This is a genomic window from Arcticibacter sp. MXS-1, assembly GCF_041902385.1.
Taxonomy (GTDB): domain Bacteria; phylum Bacteroidota; class Bacteroidia; order Sphingobacteriales; family Sphingobacteriaceae; genus Arcticibacter.
Window position 1 is genome coordinate 889,978 of sequence record NZ_CP169244.1, and the last position, 22,769, is coordinate 912,746.

Consider the following 22,769-nt stretch of genomic DNA (forward strand, 5'->3'; position numbering starts at 1 on the left):
TGGCCTTTGGGCGTTATTGGCTATTGGCCGCTAGCCTTTGGCTGATAGCTGATACCTGAAAGCTATCAGCTTTAAGCTCTCCGCTGCTAGCTGACGGCTTTCTGCTTTGTGCTTTCCGCTTTAAGCCTCGAGCCGTCGGCCGCTATTGGCTATTGGCAGTTAGCCTTTGGCTGATACCTGAAAGCTATCAGCTTTGTGCTTTCCGCTTTAAGCTTTCCGCCATCTTTTTCCGCTTCCCTATCTATTTAAAGATATTTGGATAATTTTGAGCCATGTTACCTCTAGGTGCCTTCCTCTCATTTGTACAGCAGAATCAACTCTTCCGGGTTTCAGACAACGTACTTCTGACAGTGAGCGGGGGGCGCGACTCAGTCTTCATGGTGCATCTGTTTAACGAGGCTAAGCTCAACTTTGGTATTGCCCACTGCAACTTCAGCCTTCGGGGAGCAGAATCAGACGAAGACGAACAATTTGTAAGAACATTAGCAGGCGCGCTGGGCGTTCCTTTCTTCACCACCTGCTTCGACACCAAACACGTGGCGGAAACAAGGGGAATATCGATCCAGATGGCCGCGCGTGAACTTCGGTACAGCTGGTTTGAAAAGATACAGACGGAGCACAACTATCAATACGTCGCCACCGCCCATCACCTCAGCGATAATACGGAGACCATTCTGCTCAACATGGTCAGAGGAACCGGCATTTCCGGACTGCATGGCATCCGGCCCAAAAGAGGCAACATCATCCGGCCGCTGCTCTTCCTTTCGCGGTCTGAGATTGATCGATATATACAGGACCATCACATCGCCTACAGGGAAGACAGCTCCAATGCATCCTCCAAATACGCGCGAAACAAGATCAGGCTGAAGATAATTCCCCCTTTAGAGGAATTGAACAAAGACCTCGATACTACCTTTCTGGCAAACAGCAGACGCTTTGCCGAACTGGAGGACTTTCTAAACAACGAGATTACCCGCCTGCGCAGCACGCTCTTTCAGGAGAAGAAGGACGGGCAGATCTGCATTCCTCTGGCTGCCCTAAAAGAGCTGAAGCCCGCGAAGCTCATCTTGTTCGAGCTCTTAAAGCCCTATGGGTTCAACGAAACCATTGTCGACGACCTCCTGGCCTGCTGGGACGGGCAGCCCGGAAAGCGCTTCCATTCAGCAGAGTACCTCCTGATCCTTGACCGGCAGCAGCTGATCCTCTCGAAAAACGCCGAGCATGCTACGACCGAAACGCAGATAGAGGAAGATACGGTGACCGTCGTGTGGAATAATAAGAAGATCCGGCTAAGCGTTGCCAACGCCGCCGACCTGCAGCTGAATAAAAACCCAAATTGGGCTTATTTTAGTAGGGACCTGTTACAATTCCCTCTCCGGCTTCGTCTATGGAATAAAGGGGACTTTTTTTATCCTTTCGGGATGAAGGGAAAAAAGAAGTTGAGTGACTTTTTCACCGAAAAGAAAATACCATTATCAGAGAAGGACAACATCCCTGTTCTGGTGAACGGCAACGGAGACATCCTGTGGATTGCCGGCTACCGCTCTGACGACCGGTACAAAATCACTCAGCAGACAAAAAAAGTTCTTATCTTAGAAAATCTTAACACAAATGAGCAGTAAGGCCACATTCACCGAGAAGCAATATCTTGGAAGAGATTACAACAGGATCAGTATCAGGCTGGTGATGATCCTTTTTTGCTTCGCGGCCTATTACATTAACATCGAGCGGGAACGAAATGGAGAACTTTTTTTACTTGTCGGCTCTTCTATTCTCATTGTTTCCCTGATCATGCTTTTCATGGTCCATTACCGCACTACTGTCATTAACCAAAGCGTGATCCTCGACGGCTTGTGGACCACCCGACTCGTCAAGATCGACCTCAACAGCATTGTGAAAGTGGAAAGAGTGAAATACAGCTCCTACATTATCAACAATCCCGTATATAACCTTCACACCAAGGGAAAGGTCCGCTTTTATGCCGGCGGAAAGCAGGCCATCAGCCTGATTGACCGGGATGGACTCGAGTACATCATCGGGACCCAATGTCCCGACGAACTGGAAGAAGCGATCCGAAAAGAGATGGCCGCTCCGGCCCTCTGAGCCCACATGCACACTTGATAGTATCAAAAATATTTCGGAGAAAAGCCTCTAATCATTATATTTGATAAAACTATCAACTCTATAGAGAATGCAAGGATTCAGATCAGAACTGGAAAACCCACTGGTACAGAAAGACATAATAGAATTAGAGAAGAAGATCAGGCTTTTCAGAGAAGGCAAGCTGCATGAAGAAAAGTTCCGCAGTCTGAGACTTGCAAGAGGGGTCTACGGCCAACGCCAGCCGGGCGTTCAGATGATCAGGATCAAGCTCCCGTACGGACGTGTAACCACACAGCAGCTCGATCGCATTTCTGATGTTTCGGATACTTACGCGACCGGCAATCTGCATATTACCACCCGTCAGGACATCCAGCTCCACTATGTAAGCCTGGAGCGGACTCCCGAATTATGGGCCGAGCTTCAAAAAGATGCAATCACCCTCCGCGAGGCCTGCGGTAATACGGTAAGAAACGTAACCGGATCTTCTATGGCCGGCGTTGATCCTGATGAACCGTTTGACATCACCCCATACGCCCACGCATTCTTCGAGTACCTCCTTCGCAATCCCATTTGTCAGGATATGGGCCGGAAGTTTAAGATCGCCTTTTCATCGTCTGAAAAGGATACGGCCTATGCGTTCATGCACGACCTGGGCTTCATCCCTAAGGTCCGGTTTGAAAACGGCGAAGAGATCAGAGGATTTAAAGTTGTTTTAGGAGGAGGGCTGGGCTCGCAGCCGCATATCGCGGAAGAGGTCACCGATTTCATGCACGAAGATCTCATCATTCCCTTTGCAGAAGCCGTGATTCGGATTTTCGACCGCTATGGCGAACGCGCAAAAAGGAATAAAGCCCGGCTGAAATACCTCATACAGGAGATTGGCAAGGACGCCTTTCTGGACCTTGCCGAGAAGGAGCGACTCGCTCTCAAAAACAAAACTTATAACATTTCAAGGGAGGTAGCAACTGTCGCGATCCCCGACACGATATTCGCTGCGCCGGAGCTTAAAGAGCCGGGCCGATATGAGCAATGGCTCAAAACGAACGTTTTCAGACAGAAGCAGGAAGGCCTGGCAGCCGTAGGGATCCGTGTCCAGAACGGGAACATCAAGACGCCCATCGCCAGGCAGCTGGCTCACCTTGTGCGCCAGCTTGCGGCCGACGATATCAGGCTTACCAATACACAGGGCATCCTCCTCCGCTATGTAAAGCAAGAGAACCTGCCCTATCTTTTCGTGCGACTGGACGAACTGGGACTCGCTACTCCTGGCTTTGAAAGCATCTCCGACATCACGTCCTGCCCCGGGACCGATACGTGTAACTTGGGCATATCCAACAGCACCGGCATCACGCGAGAGCTCGAAAGAGTGCTTTTTGAAGAATATCCCGAGCTGATCTACAACAAGGACATAACCATCAAGATCAGCGGCTGCATTAATGCCTGTGCCCAGCATGCCATGGCGGCCATTGGATTCCACGGCTCCAGTATGAAGATAGGAAAGCTGGTCGCCCCTGCCCTGCAGGTCCTCCTGGGAGGAGGTATTACCGGCGACGGGACCGGCGTTGCTGCCGAAAAAGTGATTAAAGTACCGAGCAAGAGAGGCCCTCAGGTGCTCCGTATGCTCCTTGCCGACTATTCCGCTAACAGCCAGGATGGCGAACTGTTCAACGATTACTATAACCGGCAGGGCAAAATTTACTTCTATGATCTGCTTAACCCGCTTGCCAATCAGGAAAACGTTACACCTGATGACTTCATCGACTGGGAACACAGTGAACCATACAAGCCAGCGATCGGGGTAGGAGAATGTGCAAGCGTCATGATCGACCTCGTTGCTACCCTTCTTTTTGAAGCAGAAGAGCGGATTGAATGGGGAGAAGAAGCCTTCCTGAGCGCTGAGTATGCCGACGCAATCTATCACGGCTATACAGGCTTTATCAACTCCGCAAAAGCGCTGCTGGTATCAGAAGGTGTCAAGACAAATACGCAGGCCGGCATCGTAAAGGATTTTGATATTCACTTCATTGAAAGCGGCAAGATCAGCCTGCCGGGAAGTTTCAACGACCTCGTGTATCAGCTGAATCAGCAGGAACCATCGAGAGAGTTTGCCCAATATTACCTGGAGCAGTCGCGACTCTTTAACCAGCAGATTGCTGCTTTCCGGAACATGCAGCTTGCAGAAGGATAAAATATAACAGGGGACCTGGGACCTCAAACAGTGCTACCAGGTCCCCTGTTAAGAACCATACCGGTTCAGAAGCGAGTTTATGCAAAACGATCATACAGACACTACGCCAGCGCAAGCGGCGGTCAATCATCTCTTTCCGATCTTCTTAAAGCTAGAGAACTTAAATCTCCTGCTTGTTGGCGGAGGAAATGTCGCGCTTGAAAAACTGGAAGCAATATTCGGCAACTGCCCTGCCGCCCGGGTAAGGCTTGTCGCTACCGACATTTTCCCCCAGGTGCAGACTTTCCTCAACAAGCATCAGATTGCCCACGAACAGAGAGCATTCCGCGAAGAGGATCTTCAAAACGTTGATGTTGCCATCATTGCTGTAAACGATCCGGAAGCCAGCGCTGCAATTCACCGCGCATGTAAATCGAAAGGCGTCCTCACCAATGTTGCAGATAAACCTTCTTACTGCGATTTCTACTTAAGCTCCATCGTTCAGAAAGGCAACCTGAAGATCGCCATTTCGACAAATGGAAAATCCCCCACCATCGCAAAAAGGGTAAAAGAGGTACTTAACGAGACCTTCCCCGACGAAATAGAAGACGTCTTGTCCAATATGCAGCAGATCCGAAACTCGCTCAAGGGCGACTTCTCTGAGAAAGTACGGAAGCTCAACAGCATTACTGAAGTATTAGCGCAAAGCCCAGCGCAACAGGACAGGCCGAAGACGCGGCGAAAACCCTCCATTCTCCTGTCATTCATTTTAGTTCTGGCCGGAATCCTTGCCGGCTATTTACTCTCCCGGCTGATCTAGGCATCAGCGTCATGGAGGCTGCCTTAACTCCCCTTCCCGTCCTCTGACTATTGCGGAACAGGGACAAAAGTTGTGGAGAGAAGAGTAAAAGTAAGATATTAGCGTGCAGAAATTAGATAGATGCACGAGTCGTTTAAAGCCCTACTTCCCTTGATTATCCCTGAAGGGGTATCCGATTATTTCCAGTTGACAGATCATAAAAAAGACACTACCGGGATTCATATTTACCTGGAAGAGATCAACTCCATTCCGGTAGAATATAAGACCAACAAGTTACTCTCCAAAGGCTTCTTTGATGAAGTGATTCTGCAGGACTTTCCCATACGGGGACAGGAAGTGTATTTGCATGTTAAGCGACGTAGATGGTGGAATCTGGACACAGGTAAGGTCGTTCACCGAGATTGGAATGTTGTAGCAATAGGAACGCGGATCACCAGTGATTTCGCGGCTTTTTTAAAAGCAATCAGTCGATACCCAGCCACATAGTCTGCAGACGATCGCCTCCTTTTACGGGATCAAAGGCAAGAAGCTGCAGCGCTATTATCGCGATCAACTCAGTGAATACAAGAATTGGGAGCACCGTACCGATGCCCGTAAAGGCTTGATCTTCCCACAGAACATCGGTCCTTATCTCTCTATAGATGAGACCAGTCTTTCCCAGGGTGAGCTCTATACGGTGGTCACCAATAAAGAAGCTAGAGGCAAAAAGGGCACTCTGGTTGCTATTATGGAAGGTACCCGTTCGGAGAACATCATTCCACTGCTTCAAAAGATCCCCCAAAGACTTCGTAATAAGGTCAGAGAGATCACCTTGGATCTGGCTGGTAACATGAGTTTGATCGCTAAAAAGTGCTTTCCTTTGGCCTCGCAGGTCATTGATCGCTTTCATGTGCAGCAGTTAGCCACAGAAGCGCTACAGGAAATACGGATCAAATACCGCTGGGAAGCCATTGATGCAGAGAATCAGGCTCTGGAAGAAGCCAAAGCAACTAAAACAAACTATTCACCTGAAATACTATCCAATGGCGATACCTTGAAGCAGTTACTGGCCAGAAGCCGCTATCTGCTCTACAAGGACCAACAAAACTGGAGTGCTGAACAGGCAGAGCGGGCTTCCTTGCTCTTTGAACGATATCCTTCCCTGGAAAAAGCTTATCAGCTAACCCGGGGCTTATCCTGGATATTCAGCAACACCAAAGATAAGCTCTACGCCTTTGCAAGACTGGCCCGGTGGAACGAGAAGGTGGAGCAATCCGGCTTTAAATCTTTTAATACCATTGCCAGAACCATCAATCTCCACCACAACAATATCTTGAACTACTTTGATAACCGAAGTACAAACGCTTCAGCCGAATCTTTCAATGCCAAAATTAAGGCTTTCAGAGCTCAGTACCGAGGGGTAGGAAATGTTAATTTTTTCCTCTTCAGACTCATGAAATTATTTGCTTAGTCCACAGATTTTGGTCCAGATCCACTATTGCCCCCGCAGCTCTTACAGGCGGCAAGCTACTCCCTTTCTTCCCTCACCCGCATCAGAAGGAGAAGCCACGCAAATTCCTGACACCAGAACTTGCCGACAGCACACGGGTTCAAATCTGTACCAGGTTAGTACCAAAGCGACACTTGTGAGCTAAAGCGAAGTCCTTGCGTCGCCTATGGGATCTGGTGAGCCCATAGTAAGCCCGACCAGACCCCGACCTGAGGCCGACTTTTCCTAAAAAAAGACGGACTCATGTCGGGCTCACCTCACGCTCGGGTCAGGTTCAGGGGAACTCATGCAGAACTCAAGAACCAGTAGTACAGAGCTTAGGGGATAACTGGTACAAACCTGTATACAACCTGGAACAAGGGGGGCAATATTCCCTCGCCTGCTAACGTTCCATTTTACAAAAACACTATATTTGTGATCATATTTGTACGGCCTTGCTTACTAAAAAGACAAAATACGCGGTAAAAGCACTGATGGCACTTGCCAGAAATAAGGAAAACAAGCCTATGCTTATTTCCGAAATCGCGGCAAAGGAGCAGCTCCCCAAGAAATTTCTTGAGGCTATATTATTGGAGCTAAAGCGAAATGGATTTTTGGGAAGTAAGAAGGGTGCAGGTGGTGGCTACTATTTGATGAAGAAAGCCGAAGACATTAAGCTGGCAGCTATCATCAGGATCATCGACGGTCCCATCGCTTTACTTCCCTGCGTTAGTCTGAACTTCTACGAGCGCTGCGAGGAATGCACGAGCGAACTCTATTGCGGCATTCGCGATGTAATGAAAGATGTGAGAGACGCTACGCTGAAGATCCTGGCAGAAACCAGTCTGGCGGATATGATCCTTCGGGAAGACTCTATCAAGACAAAGCTTTCAGAGGGGGAGACTCAGCAGTTTTTAGAATAAGAGCAACTCGCTCTGTTCTGCATTTATTTCCCGTTCCCTTTTTTTGATCCCGACAGCCAAAAGCCTGAAACAAAGGCCATTCATCGCTTGTTTATTAATACCCTTGATTATGCCGAGGTATTTTTGGCGGAAATCATTCATGAATTGCCTTCACAAATGAGAATGCAAGCAACCTGAATGTCCTTTACCTCCAACAAAGAACTTAGGTTGGGTGATGAGGGTTAAGCAAGCGGTCGGGCTTCAGGGCCTGGCCGTTTTTAAATAGCGGGACACCCCCGACGCCCGTAAAAAGCTGTTTCTACGCCGCCCGCTCTCTTCCGGCTGACACTTGCCTCACAATAAGAAAGACGAAGAACACTGCGGCCAGGAAGGAAGCAAAGACAGCGATATAATCGCCATGTTTCACATAAAATGTCAGTTCTTCATTCAGATTGATATCTTCCTTCAATGCAGTAGCATGCCACCATTGCGTTTGCTTTGTAACATCTCCCCGCTGGTTGATGAAGCAGGAAATCCCCGTATTAGCCGACCGGGCCACCCATCTGCGGGTTTCAATCGCCCGGAGCTTGGCGTACTCCATATGCTGATCCTTGCCCGAAGTATTCCCCCACCAGCCGTCGTTGGTGATCACCGCGATAAACTGGGCGCCCTGTGCCACGTACTGAGCCACATATCCTCCCCATATTGACTCGTAACAAATTACCGGGGCTACCCCCATTCCACTTTGCGCATAAAAGACCGAGGGTTTATCCTGGTACCCGAAACCTCCCGAGGAGCCCCCGAATGCTGCAAAGACAGGCTTCAGGAAAGAAAGTGCGCTGGCAAAAGGCATCTGTTCTACGCCTGGGACGAGCTTGGACTTGTGATAGAACTGAACCTTGGCTGAGTTTTCAATGTTGATGGCGGCATTGAAAACGTCACTATACTTGCCCATGCTCTCGATATAAGCTGCCGTAGGTGATTTCGCCGAATCATAGAGCAGATAACTTTCAATTCCCGTCAGCACATTCCCATTCTTGTACTTGTTGAGGAAGGCCTGAACTGTAAGAAAATTAGCGTCCATACGAACCTCGTCCTCATTAATTTTGGTGGGGATCGAAGTTTCAGGCCAGATAAAGTACTCCGTATTGGGCTGCCCCAGCGAGTCCGATAAATGAATAAGCTGCTGCACCTGAACCGCGGGAGGCACTGCTGCCCACTTTACATACGGATCTACGTTAGGCTGTACCACTACCACGTTAGCCGGGTTAGGCTTTTCTTCGTACCTGCTGTAAATGAGTAGGGAGATGCCAATGGGCAAAAGCACCCAGGCACTGAGCGACAAAAGGAGCTTTTTCTTTCTGCTGTACCCCTGAGGACTATTCTCATTTTGCGATGTGACTTCGAACGCGAGGATATTAGCTACCAGGATCCATAAGGAGCCGCCATACACGCCAGTATACTCGTACCACTGGATAAGGCTATGACTTTGAGCAAAGCCATTGCCCAGCGTCATCCACGGAAAAGCAAGATCCCAGCTTTGGTGCAGATATTCATATGCAATCCAGAAGCAGATCAGAGCGCCATAACTGAGCGATCTGGAAGAGGTGACCCTCCTGACTCGATAATAAAGCCAGAAAGCAAGCGTCATCAGCACAGCCGCCAGGCCAAACGGAACCAGCGAAATGAGCGCTGCCACCCATACAGGGTTCACTGCACTAAGAGAATTGAACACCCAGTAAATGCAGGAAGTATTCCAGATGAAGAATGACATGCCGGCCAGCAGAAAGATCTTTCGTCCCTTCTTGTCGCGGTCGGATTGTATCACATCTTCAACAGCCCTGAAAAGCGGCACGAAAGCTACCAGCAGAAGAGGAGCCGTGAAGCGCATGGGCGGCCATGCCAGCCATAGTAAAAATGCACTTAGAATACCTAGTAAATAATTTTTTTCACTTATGCGAGATAAAATATGGATAATCCTGACTGAGTTTTCCCTGCTGCAAAATTACGGGCTTTTCGGTCATGACTGCAATTAACTTCTGGCAGCAAGGCCGGGTCATTCGCTTAGTCTTCGATACGTTCTTTGCCCTTCCCGGCAACACATATCACGAACTCCCCCTTTAGGGTATGCGTTTCAAAATAAGTTCTGATTTCCAGCAAAGATCCTCTTACGGTCTCCTCAAATACTTTGGTCAGCTCTCTGGACACGGAGGCAGGCCGTTCTTCGCCGAACACTGAGGCAAACTCAGTAAGCGTTTTGAGCAGGCGATGAGGTGACTCGTAAAAGATCATCGTACGCTCTTCCGCCAGCAGCTCCCGGAGCCTTGTTTGCCGCCCCTTCTTTACAGGGAGGAAGCCATCAAAACAAAACCGGTCGGTAGGAAGTCCCGAGTTGACCAAAGCCGGAACAAAAGCAGTAGCACCGGGGAGGCACTCCACCGCCAGTCCCGCCTTAAGTACCTCACGGACCAGGAAAAAGCCGGGGTCTGACACGGCAGGCGTTCCGGCATCAGAGATGAGCGCGACCATTTGTCCCTCTTTGAGGAACCTCACGATCTCTGCGCTGGCCTTGTGTTCATTATGCTGATGATGGGCATAGACCCTCTTCTCGATACCAAAGTGTTTCAGCAGAGGTGCGCTGGTCCGTGTGTCTTCTGCCAGGATCACATCCGCTTCCTTTAATATCCTCACGGCCCTATAGGTGATATCTTCGAGGTTGCCAATTGGCGTAGGCACCAGATATAGTTTACTCATTGTACAAGTTGTAAGTTGTGAGTTGGAGTTCCAAGCCCGGCAATCCGAAGCAGGGCAAACACTTGCTACTTATTACGTAAAACTTAAAACTCATCTGTTATCTTTGTCGAAAAATTACAACAATGCTGCAAGTTAGTTATATCCGTGAAAACCGTGAAAAGGTTTTGGAACGATTGTCTGTTAGGAATTTTAAACAGCCTGAGCTGGTGGACGAAATCATTGCATTAGATGAAGAACGCCGTCAGACACAATCGCAACTAGATTCCACTTCAGCAGAGGCCAATTCAGCAGCTAAGCAGATTGGCGAATTAATGCGTCAGGGACAAAAAGCACAGGCAGAAGAGCTGAAAGCAAAGACGCCGGCCCTCAAGGAAAAGGTAAAGGAACTGGGAGAAAAGCTGGCAAGTCTGGAAGAAGACATGCAGAGCAAAATCGTCTTATTGCCCAATCTGCCTCATTCATCTGTACCGGCAGGTGTATCTGCAGAGGATAACGAAGTGGTACTTGAAAATGGAGCAAAGCCCTCCCTGTCAGATAACGCCCTTCCCCACTGGGAGCTGGCGGCGAAATACGATATCATTGACTTCGAGCTGGGCAATAAGATCACAGGTGCCGGCTTTCCCGTCTACAAAGGCAAGGGGGCGAAACTGCAGCGCGCACTGATCAACTTCTTCCTTGACGATGCCGAGCAGGCAGGTTACCGGGAAATGCAGCCACCCATCGTGGTAAACGAGGCTTCCGGTTTCGGTACCGGGCAGCTGCCCGACAAAGAAGGACAGATGTATCACGTGGGTGTAGACAACCTGTATCTTATTCCGACTGCCGAAGTGCCCATTACGAACCTCTACCGCGATGTCATCCTGAAAGAAGACGAGCTGCCCGTTAAAAACTGCGCGTATACTCCCTGCTTCCGCCGCGAGGCCGGCTCGTACGGTGCGCACGTGAGAGGCCTGAACAGACTTCATCAGTTTGATAAAGTAGAGATTGTGCAGGTGACGCATCCTGACAATTCGTACCAGACCCTGGAAGAGATGAGCGCACATGTTCAGTCGCTCCTGCAAAAGCTTGAGCTGCCTTACCGCGTATTACGCTTGTGCGGTGGCGACATGGGCTTCACCTCTGCCCTGACGTACGATATGGAAGTATGGTGTGCTGCTCAGGCACGCTGGCTTGAAGTGTCTTCTGTATCCAACTTCGAGACCTTCCAGAGCAACAGGCTGAAGCTCCGCTTCAAGGGAAAAGAAGGCAAAGCACAGCTGGCTCATACCCTCAATGGAAGCGCGCTGGCTCTGCCACGCATTGTGGCCTCCCTGCTGGAAAACAACCAGACCGAGAAAGGGATCCGCATCCCCGCAGCCCTGGTGCCGTATACCAGGTTTGAGTGGATTGACTAGTTTTCGAAAATATTCTGATAAAAAAAGGACGGTATTTATCGTCCTTTTTTGCTTTATATCCCGCAATAGTTAAATTTGCCACACACATTTACATTGAAAGACCAAAACATTTTCGGGGTGTAGCGCAGCCCGGTAGCGCGCGTCGTTCGGGACGACGAGGCCGCAGGTTCGAATCCTGTCACCCCGACCAGAACCGATAAGGTGGTAAAGAACTGGACCTTTTCCAGTCAAAACAATTGCCTCTAAAAGACATAAGACGCTATATCTCCACTGTTCCAGTCAGAAACGACAGGGCATATCTGCTATAATTTAAAATTTAAGTTAGTTATACTTTTGGCACCATGCCTCTTCAGAAACAAGAAGTGATCAGGAAGATCGGTCATAACATACGAACCTGCAGGAAAGAAAAACACATATCGCTTGAAAAGCTGGCCCTGGAAGCGGGTCTCGACTATTCCCAGCTCTGCAGGATCGAACGTGGAGTGATCAATACCAGCGTTCATCAGCTATATGTGATTTCAAAAACCCTCGATGTTCCCATTATTACCTTTTTCTCAGATATATGACGACCTGCCCTTATTATTCCAAGAATGAATAAAGTAAAGTCTATCTACTCCGCCGTCCTGAATCTTTTAGCCCTTATCGTCCGCAAGAAAGAAAATGAGAATACCGAACACGAGGACTTTGCCGGTCAGGCCCTGCTCACTATTCAGTTTAAAGAAAAGACCTGCGTCACGAGAGACCGACAGGACCGGTCTGTAGCGAATCTGCTTATATATGCACGTGCACACACCAGGGTAGAAACCGTCATTTCTGGTCGCCAGACAGAGCACCAAAAAGTATCTTGGCTACAACTGCGGACCCTCTATGGTATTCATCACCCTCCGATTGGAATAACCATAACGGCCAGCAAACCCGGAGTTTCTACAGGAGTCTACCGATATATGGAAGTAGTGCGACAAGGAGAAGTTTGTTTCTTCGGCATTTCCGGAAACACCGGCACGTCCTCCGCACATCAGGGAAAAGATAGTGCCGGCACTGTGTCTGATTACACAGAGGAAGCAAAAGAATACAGAATAGATCCGCAGCTCAGCAACGTAACGGTAGTCAGAGATGACCAGAGCTTCCTGGAAGGATCCTTTGATTTAACCGTGCACTCTGATTCAGGGCTGAAAAAATGTACAGGCCGTTTTCGCATTCCAAAGCAACACCGGCATCGCAGCCCCGGTCTGGAGGTTTCGGATCACGCAAAATGATCCGAGAGGCAGCGTTGCTCATTATTTCGACCTCTTTTTTTGCCAGATCATTATCTCGCTGTAGTTTGCATTTGACTTATACCACCGTTTAGCCCTTCCCTGCAGTAATACCGTATCAAATTTCTTCAAAAACCACGCTGTGATATACCTCTTGGCTAACCCCTTCTTGTATGAGGACCATGCCCGCGGGAATATACTCTGCCGCTGCGCCTTGGCGCTCAACAGCTAAACAACATGTTCGCCCGAGCACGGCAACATAATGACGTTCCAAAAATGCCAAGAATGAGATAAAAAACTATTAGTACCTGATCCTGCCGCAAAACTATCTTTGAACTAAATAAGCACCCGAACCAATTATTTAACTAATTAAAACTAACAAAAAAACATCGATTATGGAATAGCTGACATTTACCCTCTACCCTGACTTGATAAATATCCATTAGTTCTGGCTCAAACCCAGATAAAAAAAGATCAATCATATTTAAAAAACCAATTATGAGAAGTAGAGAAGTTTTACATTCTAAACTTTGGAGGACCGCTATGCTCTTTTCCTTCCTGAGCATGCTGTTTTCCGCAACCCCGGCTTCGGCTGCATTTACAGATTCCTATGGATTTGCAGCCGGCAGGCAGGACCGGATTATCAAAGGGACTGTTCGCGATGCTGAAACCAAGGAACCGCTGATTGGGGTAAGCGTAATTTTAAAAGGCACGTCGACTGGTATCTCGACTGACGCGACCGGAAAATTCTCCATCCGGGTGCCCGGTAATAACTCCGTTCTGGTGTTTTCATACCTGGGATACAAACCCCAACAGGTCACCGTTGGGGCAAGTAACGAACTTCAGATTTCTATGCAGCCGGCCGCCGACCAGCTGAATGAGGTGGTGGTTATCGGCTACGGTGTACAAAAGAAAAAGCTCGTTACCGGAGCTACCGTGCAGGTGAGCGGCGAGAATCTGCAAAAACTCAGCACCACAAGCCCTCTTACCGCCCTCCAGAGTCAGAGCCCCGGAGTGAATATCACCCAGACGTCCGGGCAGCCCGGCGAAGGCTTTAAAGTCAACATCCGCGGGCTGGGTACCATTGGTTACTCGGCTCCTCTTTATGTTATCGATGGAGTTCCGGGAGGCGATATTAACAATCTCAACCCGGCCGATATTGAATCGGTAGACGTTTTAAAGGATGCAGCCTCGGCGGCCATTTATGGTTCACGGGCGGCAAACGGAGTAATCCTGGTTACAACCCGCCAGGGAAAATCAGGCAAGATCCAATTGAGCTATGACGGTTTTGCGGGCGTACAGAACGTCTATAAAATGCCGCAGCCCCTCAATGCCAAACAGTACATGGACGTGATCAATCTGGTACAGTTCAATGAAGACATCGCATTAACCAACTGGCCGGCGGTTATGGGCGACAGTCTGTACAATGCAGTACAAAACGGCACCTGGAAGGGAACAAACTGGCTCGATGCTATTCGAAACGAAGACGCGCCTATTCAGAACCATACCTTCAATATGGTAGGAGGCAACGACGTATCAAAGTTTTCTTTTGGCGTCAGTCACACTTCCCAGGAGGGAATTTTCGGCAAGCCGGTGCAGTCTAAATTTGGGCGTACCACCGTCCGCTTAAACTCAGATCATATCGTATACAAGAAGAACTCGAGGAATATCATCACGATAGGTGAGCGAATGTATTACAATTACAACACCCGTAATGGGATCTCAATCGGTACCCAGTACTGGAATGATATATCGAACATGCTGAGGGGCTATCCGATTATGCCGGTTTACAACAGGGACGGTCAGTACTTTAACATGGCCGATAAGCTGGCCGTCGGACTTGACAACTACGATAAAAACTTCGGGAACCCCATCGGGCTGATGGAGTACCAGAGAGGACTCAACCTCTCCAAAAACCATATGCTGAATATGACGGGCTATGTACAAGTGGAGCCTGTTAGGAACCTGGTATTTAAATCCCAGTTCGGATATCAGTTTAGTGCAAATTCATATCGGCAGTTCACACCCACTTATGCGCTGGCTGACGTAGCAGGTGGAAGAAATGATGTTAATTCGGTGCAACAGAACGCAGGAATGGGCTGGGGCTATACCTTAGAAAACACGCTGACTTACAACCTGAACATTGCCGGAAGTCACCAGGTAGATCTGCTGTTGGGACAGTCAATTCAAAAGTCAGGGCTTGGCGAGTCCGTAGGGGCAACGAAGTATTCTTTGTTATGGAACGACTGGGACCACGCCTGGAACTCTAACGGCGAGACAGTGCGCGACCAAAGGCAAATTACTGGTTCTCCATGGGACCGGCAGGCGCTTAGCTCTTTCTTTGGTCGTATGAACTACAACTATAAAGAAAAATACCTTGCCACTTTCATTTTACGCGCTGATGCTTCTTCTAATTTCCCTAGAGGCAACCGCTGGGGATACTTCCCTTCGGCGTCACTTGGATGGGTAGTAACGAATGAACACTTCATGGAAGGTGTAAAAGACTGGATGGACTTCCTGAAGCTGAGGGGAAGCTGGGGACAAAACGGTAACTGCAATATCCCTAACTTCCAGTATCTGGCCACCATCGCCTTTGGAGGCAAATCAAATTACTCCTTCAATGACAAGAATAACCTGCAAACCGGAAGTTATCCGGATATCTTGCCAAACAAAGAGATCAAATGGGAAACATCTGAGCAATCAAATCTGGGTTTAGACGCCCGTTTTATAAAGTCCAGAATGAACTTAGCATTCGACTGGTATAAGAAAAGAACAAAAGACTGGCTGGTCCTGGCTCCGGTGTTGACTTCTTATGGAACAGGGGCGCCGTTTATCAACGGAGGCGATGTTGAAAACCGGGGCTTTGAACTGGCTTTAGGATGGAACGATCGTGCTGGAACAGACTTCACTTATGGCATCAACCTGAATGTAAGTAAGAACAAGAATGAAGTGACCCGCATTGCAAATACCGAAGGGATCATCCGCGGTCCTGAGCATGTGCTATCCCAGGGAACTTCGGATTTCTTCAGGGTTGAAGTCGGAAAACCAATTGGCTACTTCTGGGGATATAAAACAGCCGGTGTATTTCAAAACCAGGCAGAAATTGATGAGTGGGTAGCAGCTAAGAACCCAACACTACAAACTAACCCGCAACCAGGCGATCTGATATTTGTCGACAATAACCATGACGGAGTGATCACAACGGCCGACAAGACTGAAATCGGCAGTCCGCATCCGGATTACCGTGCCGGACTAAGCTTCAATCTGGGCTATAAGGGCTTCGACCTTACTGCAACCGCCGTTGGTGCCTTCGGTCAGCAGATTGCCCGCTCTTACCGAAAATTCGGTGACAGTTACAGAGATAATTACACAACCGAGGTTTTCGGCTACTGGCATGGGGAAGGAACCTCTAACCGGTATCCCCGCCTGACTGCTGGAAACAAGACCAATTGGATAGAAATATCTGATATCTACATCGACAACGCCGACTATGTGAAGATGCAGAACATCACACTCGGGTACGACTTCAAGAGATTAGTCCGCAAACTACCTTTTAGTCAGTTCCGCGTGTTCCTCACTGCACAAAATCTATTTACGATAACGAAGTATCCCGGTATGGATCCTGAAATAGGCACCAGCTCCCAGGACAACAATTACGGATGGGCCTCTGGGATCGATATAGGATATTACCCGAGCCCGCGGACTTATTTAATGGGAGTTAGTGTGAAATTTTAAAGAAAGAAAAATGAAAAAGCTAACATATGCAATCATAGCGGCAGCAGCGCTCTCTTTTAGCAGTTGCGAAAAATTCCTGGACACTGAAAATTATACCAAAGCAAATACAGGCAACTACCCTGCATCTCTCAGGGATGCCCAGCAGGTGCTCACTGGTATATATAACAACCTCAGCATTGCCACAGCCAACCCTCAATTCTCATTCTTCTATATTTCCGAGCTGGCATCAGACGACCGGCTAGGCGGCGGCGGAGACAATGACTTTGTCATGCAGGCGGAAGATTTGCTGATGAACTACAATCAGAGTATGCTTGCACAGTTCTGGGCAGATCGCTATCAGGGGATCTTCCGCGCAAATTCCGCAATTGCAACTCTTGATAATTGCAAGGGCTACGAAAGCGAGGACCAGAAAAAACAGATGAAGGGGGAAGCTTATTTTTTAAGGGCACTCTATTACTATGAACTCGCTTCTCTCTTCGGCAATGTTCCTCTGGTGATTAAGACCGATCCGGTTAATCTTCCAAAAGCCTCTGCTGATGAAGAATGGGGGCAGATCATGCAGGATCTTAAAACGGCGATCGAATTAATGCCTGCCAAGCCCGCCAAGAGCGGATGGGTTGGGGAAGGGCATGCCGATAAATGGTGTGCAGAAGCTCTGATGGCAAGGGCCTTCCTTTTTTACACGGGCTATTACCAGAAAGAGAGCGTTACCTTACCCGAGGGCGGTACAATAAGTCGCGCTGATGTAATTGCATGGATTGACGATTGTGTAAACAATTCTGGCTATCGATTGGTAACGTCTGACTATCGCAACTTGTGGGCTTACACTAACCGCTTAACCGTAAACGACTATACCTACACCAAAGGACAGAACCTAAAATGGGTAGAAGACGACAACGGGATTAATCCGGAGTCTATGTTTGCCATTAAATTTAACCGCTTTGCCTCCTGGGACGAAACCAGCACAATCGGGTATGCTAATCAATATGCACTGCATTTTGGCATACGCGGAGGGCAAGACCTTGACAACAGTTTTCCCTTTGGTCAGGGATGGGGCGCAGGACCTGTGGCGCCCAATTTGTGGGACGACTGGTCGGCAGCAGAGCCAACCGACCCCAGAAGAAGGGCATCTATTTGTGTTATTCCCGAAGAGCTGCCTAAATATAAGAAAGGCGGATGGTCTGACTTTGTGCAGGAAACCGACTACTACGCAAAGAAAACCGCGCCCATCAGTTGCAAGTCCTCCGCAGGCGCAGGTTATCGGTCAACCTTTGAATATGAAATGTATCCCGGCTTCACGGAAGACAATTATCAGCTAGGTAACATCCATGACCTTGTGCTCATCAGGTTTGCCGACGTATTGCTTATGCAATCCGAACTGAAGAAAGATGCTGCTGGGATGAACAGGGTGAGAGCTCGTGTTGGCCTTGGTCCTGTTGCCTATTCTGACGAAGCCTTGAGGAGAGAGCGCCGTTGGGAGCTCTGCTTTGAAGGCATACGATGGAATGACATCCGCCGCTGGCGCATCGCAGAACAGGCCCTGGCAAAGCAAATCAATCAGCCCACTTATCATGCAGCAAAACCCGACAAGAATGGCCAACAGGGACCGGGCTATGTAGAACGATACAAGACAACAGGAGGCTTCTTTAAAATACCTGAGAGCCAGATCGCCCTGTCGAACGGGGTTCTCGAACAAAATCCTGGCTGGGATGCCTCTGCTAATTATACCGGATGGAAAGAAACAGGAAGATAAACACTATTGATTGAAAAAGGAGAATCAAGATTATGAAAAAGCTAATTCTTGCAGTATTGACCTTCCTCACAATCGGGATTGTCGCAGGCTGCGATCCACTAATAGAAGAAGGTCCGGCGCCAACTGCAGTAAACGTTGGAGACTTCCAGTCGACAATCAATCAGGTTATCGTAAACGGAAAAAAGTCGAACAGGTTCGTCTGCGACACGAAGAGCGCAGTATCGGTTAAATGGACTGACAGTGTTATCAACTATACCGGCAGTCATGCTGTTATCACCATGTTTGCCACCGGCAACCAGTCTATAACCGTGACCGGAAGAAATCAGGACGGGAGTACCTTTACCAAAGATTTTCAGGTAACGGTTGAAGAAAAGTCGTTCCCCGTTCCACCGGAGTACGAGTATCTCTGCGGCTCCAATCAGAAAACATGGACCTGGCAGGAAGAAAAGTGTTTTGGCAACGGAGGCAATACGGGAACGGGGCCGGAATGGTGGGTACTCAATCCAGCAGATGTCACCGAGCAATGTAAGGGGAAAAAACTTCCAGCGGACGGACTTGGCGCTACCATGACCTTCACACTTAAGGGCTTGAAAATCAAAAAAACTACTGCCGATCAACAGGTGAGCGCAGGAACTATCAAGCTAGACCTGGAGTCTAATAAGGCGAACAACGCAGAACGGGGCCTCAGCGCACTCCGACTTTCTGGCGCTAACATCCCGTGCGGATATGACTTTAATGGTAATTTACAGCCATGGCCGGAATATAATATTATTAGCCTGACGCCCGACAAGATGGTACTGGCGGCGCGCGAGTTCAATAATAAGGACAACTTCTGGTACTTCGTCTTCGTCCCCAAGAAATAACCTCAGCAACAGACTAACATAGTGCTCAAAAACAGCGAAAAGAGGCCGGCTTGATAAAAGTCCGGCCTCTCACCTCGTCCGGCTCCGGCACAGACCGACAGCAGAGCCTACCTAACCGCACTATTAGAGCACAAGGACTATTTCAGGCTACGGAAGGAACTAAAACAGCGTACCTCTTCGTTGTCCGATCAGGATCGCCTGTACTTCAGGGCGCATATCGAGAACGCTTTTAACGACTGCCAGAGCTCCATTAAAACGACCGGAGAGCTTCTTAAATCTCGCCCCGACATTCCTGATTCCGTAAAAGCGAGGCTCTTGCAGTTACAGGAGGATAACTACGTCAAAACCTATCAGTACGGGAAAGCTGCAGACGTCAACAAGCTGCTTCTATCAGCACACCAGGCACAACTTGACAGCGCCACGCAGGCAGAAGCAAAAAACTCCGGCGCGATCTGGAGGGCTTTGTCGGGCACGCCCGCTCAGAAGACTGAACATGAAGGAGAGTCGCTGATTAAATGGAAACGGGATAAAGCAGGCTTGATGAGGGCCCCCGTAACCATTGGAAACGAGACCATCGACTTTGTATTTGATACGGGTGCCAACCTTTCAACAATTACCCGGAGCATGGCTGAAAAAATGGGACTTAGAATACTGGATGCCGAATTCGACCTCGGCAGCATTACCGCACTTCGTTCAAAGTCCGCCGTGGCAGTGGCCCAAAAAGTAAAAATCGGGAAAGCAGAGATAGAGAATGTCGTCTTCCTCGTTCTTCCGGATGATAAGCTGGCCTTTCCTTCTATCAGCTACAAAATAGAAGGCATTATCGGATTCCCGGTATTTAATCAGCTGGGCGAAATACGGATCGCTCAAAACGGCTCCCTCACAATTCCTCAAACCCGAAAGGAAACTGGCTCGCAGAACCTCGCCCTGGATGGCCTTACGCCCGTTATTTCGCTCGTTGCAGATAATGACACGCTCACTTTTACCTTTGATACAGGCGCGAAAAAAACGGAGCTCTACAAGTCGTATCTCGATAAGCATGCCAGGGAGGTAAAAGAACTTGGCCAATTAAGAACAGTGAACCGGGGAGGTGCAGGAGGCGTTGTTTCTTCGGCCGTTTACACCATGCCTGAGATCAGACTCTCAACAGGCACGTCATCTGCCCTTCTCAAGCAGGTAAATATACTTACAACTTCAAACAAGAGACACGACTTTTTCTATGGCAACCTCGGACAGGACTTTATCCAAAACTTTGCTGAGATGACGATCAATTTTAAGGAAATGTACATCAGCTTCTCTAACCCCTAACAAGCCTGACAGAACAATTGCATTCATATCCCGTTTAATCCGTACAACTTATACAGCACATAATGGCTCTTATAGGGGAAATACTAAAGAAGGCAATTGATTTCTACGGACTTATCACCTCTGATCCTGATCCTGTCAAGGCGCAGGAAACGGTACTTCGCTCCCTGCTTGAAAAGGCACGGCTGACAGCTTTTGGCAAGCGATACGGCTTTACTGAGATCCTGACGGGCAGCAATATCGTCCAGGCGTTCCGGCAACAAGTGCCGCTCCATGACTACGACCATCTCTACAGCAGCTGGTGGCATTATCTTTTAGAAGGACATCAGAACGTAACATGGCCCGCAGGACAGCGGTATTTTGCACTGAGCAGCGGAACAACCAGCAACAGTAAGTATATCCCCGTAACCGATGACATGCTCGACTCGATAAGGAGATCGGGTATTCAGCAGGTGTTAAGCCTCAAAAACTTTAACCTGCCACCCGATTTTTACGAGAAGCAGATCCTGATGCTTGGCAGCAGCACCAGTCTTATTAGCAAAGACGACCATCAGGAGGGCGAGATCAGCGGCATCAGCGCAGCCAACATCCCTGCCTGGTTCAGGGGATATTACAAACCGGGACTGGAGATCTCTTCAATCCCCGATTGGGACGAAAAAGTGAGGCGTATTGCTCTGGAAGCACCGCAATGGGACATAGGCGGATTAAGCGGTATCCCCTCCTGGGTGGAGATGATGCTCAGGGAGATTATCCGGGTCAACAAGCTGCACAACATACACGAAATCTGGCCGGCGCTTCAGGTTTATACATCGGGAGGGGTGGCCCTTGAGCCTTACAAGAAAAGTCTCGACACGCTTTTTGGCAAGCCTGTAATTTATATTGACACCTACCTCACGTCAGAGGGCTACCTGGCAACTCAGAAAAGGCCGGACACAGACTCTATGGCACTGATCGTTGATAACGGCATCTTCTTCGAGTTCGTTCCTTTTACTGACAGCAACATGGATGACCAGGGCCGGGTGAGACAGGACGCGACGGTATATACACTTGGCGAAGCGGAAGAAGGGACCGACTATGTTTTGCTGATTTCTACTGTTTCGGGTGCCTGGCGGTACATGATCGGCGACACGGTGATAATAACGGATAAGAAAAGAGCCGAAATAAAGATCAGCGGACGGACAAAGCATTTTTTGAACGTTGTTGGCGAGCAGCTCTCCGTCTATCAGATGAACGAGGCGATGCAGAAAGTTCAGGCGCGGTTTAACCTCCAGGTGCAGGAATTTGTGGTTGCCGCCATACGCCAGGACGGTCAGTATATCAACAAATGGTTCCTTGGTGCAGATAAAGAAATTGCAGGCGCCAAGATTGCCGCCTTCCTTGATGAGCAGCTCCGCGATGCCAACAAAAACTATAAGGTAGCACGAACCAAGTCGCTGAAAGGCGTCAGTGTAGAAGTTCTACCGGTAGGGCATTTCTACCGATGGAGTGAAGAATACAAGAAACTGGGAGGACAGGCTAAGATCCCAAGAGTGATGAAGGAAGAGGAGTTTAGGGAATTTGAGCGGTTCATCAAAAGCATTTAAGGCAGATCATATGGCAGACACAGGCAGCAGAACGTCGCCCATTCCTGCGGAATGGGCCGAATTCAGGAGTAACAAACAAATACCGGCGGTGATAGAAAAGAACGTTCTCCATGCACTGTCCTTTTATCCTGAACTGCAGAATACGCCGATTCATTTTAAGTTCAGAAAGAATATAAAGTCGTCTGTCATGCAGGCTCAGCCTGTATTCAGCTCGATCCTCAGAAGCCGGGGGAAAAGGGCATACCAAATCAATATCAGCTCGCTTTTCAAACTTGTGCATGCAGCAGTCCCTATCCATCAAATTCCCGACAATATCATGGTGGGCTGGATCGGTCATGAGTTAGGGCATGTAATGGACTACGAGAGCAGATCGAACCTTGACATGATCCGCTTCGGACTCTCCTATCTCCTATCTTCGCGCTTCATCAGAAAGGCAGAACAAGTTGCAGATACCCACGCAGTAAACCACGGACTGGGAGAATACATTATAGCCACCAAACGTTTTATTCTTGAGCATGCTGAATTGCCCCAGGCATACAAAGACAAGATCGCCCGTTTATACCTCTCTCCCGATGCCATAGTGGAGCAGGTCAAGAAGCTGGAGGAGCGGAAGCTTCAGCTACAAAAGCACACTGACCGCCGCACGGACAAACTCTGATTTTCTGCAAC

Annotated in this window: 18 protein-coding genes and 1 tRNA gene; 17 read left to right on the top strand and 2 right to left on the bottom strand. The window is 48.8% G+C overall.

Annotation, left to right across the window (positions count from 1 at the left end; genetic code table 11):
• Nucleotides 1-272 precede the first annotated feature (272 nt).
• From tilS to ACES2C_RS03730, 7 genes are all read left to right on the top strand, one after another.
• A complete protein-coding gene (gene tilS / locus ACES2C_RS03700) occupies nucleotides 273-1,622 on the top strand; it encodes a tRNA lysidine(34) synthetase TilS (RefSeq protein WP_374165663.1) in 1,350 nt (449 codons plus the stop codon).
• Nucleotides 1,612-2,103: a hypothetical protein gene (locus tag ACES2C_RS03705; protein WP_374165664.1), complete on the top strand. Its 492-nt coding sequence runs from the start codon at nucleotides 1,612-1,614 to the stop codon at nucleotides 2,101-2,103. Before tilS ends, ACES2C_RS03705 begins: the two co-directional genes overlap by 11 nt.
• Nucleotides 2,104-2,191: 88 nt before the next feature.
• Nucleotides 2,192-4,291 (top strand): nitrite reductase, encoded by a 2,100-nt coding sequence (locus tag ACES2C_RS03710; RefSeq protein WP_374165665.1) that lies wholly within the window; start codon nucleotides 2,192-2,194, stop codon nucleotides 4,289-4,291.
• 79 nt (nucleotides 4,292-4,370) lie between these two features.
• Nucleotides 4,371-5,090, top strand: coding sequence for a bifunctional precorrin-2 dehydrogenase/sirohydrochlorin ferrochelatase (locus ACES2C_RS03715; protein ID WP_374165666.1), 720 nt, complete (start codon nucleotides 4,371-4,373; stop codon nucleotides 5,088-5,090).
• Between the two features lie 120 nt (nucleotides 5,091-5,210).
• Complete coding sequence (locus ACES2C_RS03720; protein ID WP_374163170.1) at nucleotides 5,211-5,576, top strand: transposase; 366 nt, start codon at nucleotides 5,211-5,213, stop codon at nucleotides 5,574-5,576.
• A gap of 115 nt (nucleotides 5,577-5,691) precedes the next feature.
• Nucleotides 5,692-6,540, top strand: coding sequence for a transposase (locus ACES2C_RS03725; RefSeq protein ID WP_374164962.1), 849 nt, complete (start codon nucleotides 5,692-5,694; stop codon nucleotides 6,538-6,540).
• A gap of 473 nt (nucleotides 6,541-7,013) precedes the next feature.
• Nucleotides 7,014-7,481 (top strand): Rrf2 family transcriptional regulator, encoded by a 468-nt coding sequence (locus ACES2C_RS03730; protein WP_374165667.1) that lies wholly within the window; start codon nucleotides 7,014-7,016, stop codon nucleotides 7,479-7,481.
• A gap of 298 nt (nucleotides 7,482-7,779) precedes the next feature.
• Here ACES2C_RS03730 and lnt read toward each other — a convergent pair whose 3' ends face one another.
• Both lnt and rsmI read right to left on the bottom strand, forming a co-directional pair.
• Nucleotides 7,780-9,417: an apolipoprotein N-acyltransferase gene (gene lnt / locus ACES2C_RS03735; RefSeq protein ID WP_374166902.1), complete on the bottom strand. Its 1,638-nt coding sequence runs from the start codon at nucleotides 9,415-9,417 to the stop codon at nucleotides 7,780-7,782.
• Between the two features lie 107 nt (nucleotides 9,418-9,524).
• Nucleotides 9,525-10,214: a 16S rRNA (cytidine(1402)-2'-O)-methyltransferase gene (gene rsmI / locus ACES2C_RS03740; protein WP_374165668.1), complete on the bottom strand. Its 690-nt coding sequence runs from the start codon at nucleotides 10,212-10,214 to the stop codon at nucleotides 9,525-9,527.
• A 122-nt stretch (nucleotides 10,215-10,336) separates the two neighbouring features.
• On the opposite strand from rsmI, the gene serS reads away from it, so the two are divergent.
• From serS to ACES2C_RS03790, 10 genes are all read left to right on the top strand, one after another.
• The gene (gene serS, locus ACES2C_RS03745; RefSeq protein ID WP_374165669.1) at nucleotides 10,337-11,608 is read left to right on the top strand and encodes a serine--tRNA ligase; all 1,272 of its coding nucleotides are present in this window, start codon (nucleotides 10,337-10,339) and stop codon (nucleotides 11,606-11,608) included.
• A gap of 113 nt (nucleotides 11,609-11,721) precedes the next feature.
• Nucleotides 11,722-11,798: transfer RNA gene (locus ACES2C_RS03750), tRNA-Pro, on the top strand.
• A 151-nt stretch (nucleotides 11,799-11,949) separates the two neighbouring features.
• The gene (locus ACES2C_RS03755) at nucleotides 11,950-12,174 is read left to right on the top strand and encodes a helix-turn-helix domain-containing protein (RefSeq protein ID WP_374165670.1); all 225 of its coding nucleotides are present in this window, start codon (nucleotides 11,950-11,952) and stop codon (nucleotides 12,172-12,174) included.
• A 24-nt stretch (nucleotides 12,175-12,198) separates the two neighbouring features.
• Entirely contained in the window at nucleotides 12,199-12,864 is a 666-nt protein-coding gene (locus ACES2C_RS03760; protein ID WP_374165671.1) for a hypothetical protein, read from the top strand.
• Between the two features lie 495 nt (nucleotides 12,865-13,359).
• Entirely contained in the window at nucleotides 13,360-16,596 is a 3,237-nt protein-coding gene (locus ACES2C_RS03765; protein ID WP_374165672.1) for a SusC/RagA family TonB-linked outer membrane protein, read from the top strand.
• 10 nt (nucleotides 16,597-16,606) lie between these two features.
• Nucleotides 16,607-18,349, top strand: coding sequence for a RagB/SusD family nutrient uptake outer membrane protein (locus ACES2C_RS03770; protein WP_374165673.1), 1,743 nt, complete (start codon nucleotides 16,607-16,609; stop codon nucleotides 18,347-18,349).
• 32 nt (nucleotides 18,350-18,381) lie between these two features.
• Complete coding sequence (locus ACES2C_RS03775; RefSeq protein ID WP_374165674.1) at nucleotides 18,382-19,212, top strand: hypothetical protein; 831 nt, start codon at nucleotides 18,382-18,384, stop codon at nucleotides 19,210-19,212.
• A 180-nt stretch (nucleotides 19,213-19,392) separates the two neighbouring features.
• Nucleotides 19,393-20,520: an aspartyl protease family protein gene (locus ACES2C_RS03780; RefSeq protein ID WP_374165675.1), complete on the top strand. Its 1,128-nt coding sequence runs from the start codon at nucleotides 19,393-19,395 to the stop codon at nucleotides 20,518-20,520.
• A 62-nt stretch (nucleotides 20,521-20,582) separates the two neighbouring features.
• Nucleotides 20,583-22,100: a GH3 auxin-responsive promoter family protein gene (locus ACES2C_RS03785; protein WP_374165676.1), complete on the top strand. Its 1,518-nt coding sequence runs from the start codon at nucleotides 20,583-20,585 to the stop codon at nucleotides 22,098-22,100.
• Between the two features lie 10 nt (nucleotides 22,101-22,110).
• Nucleotides 22,111-22,758, top strand: a complete 648-nt coding sequence (locus ACES2C_RS03790; protein ID WP_374165677.1) for a hypothetical protein — start codon at nucleotides 22,111-22,113, stop codon at nucleotides 22,756-22,758.
• The last annotated feature ends 11 nt before the right edge of the window (nucleotides 22,759-22,769 follow it).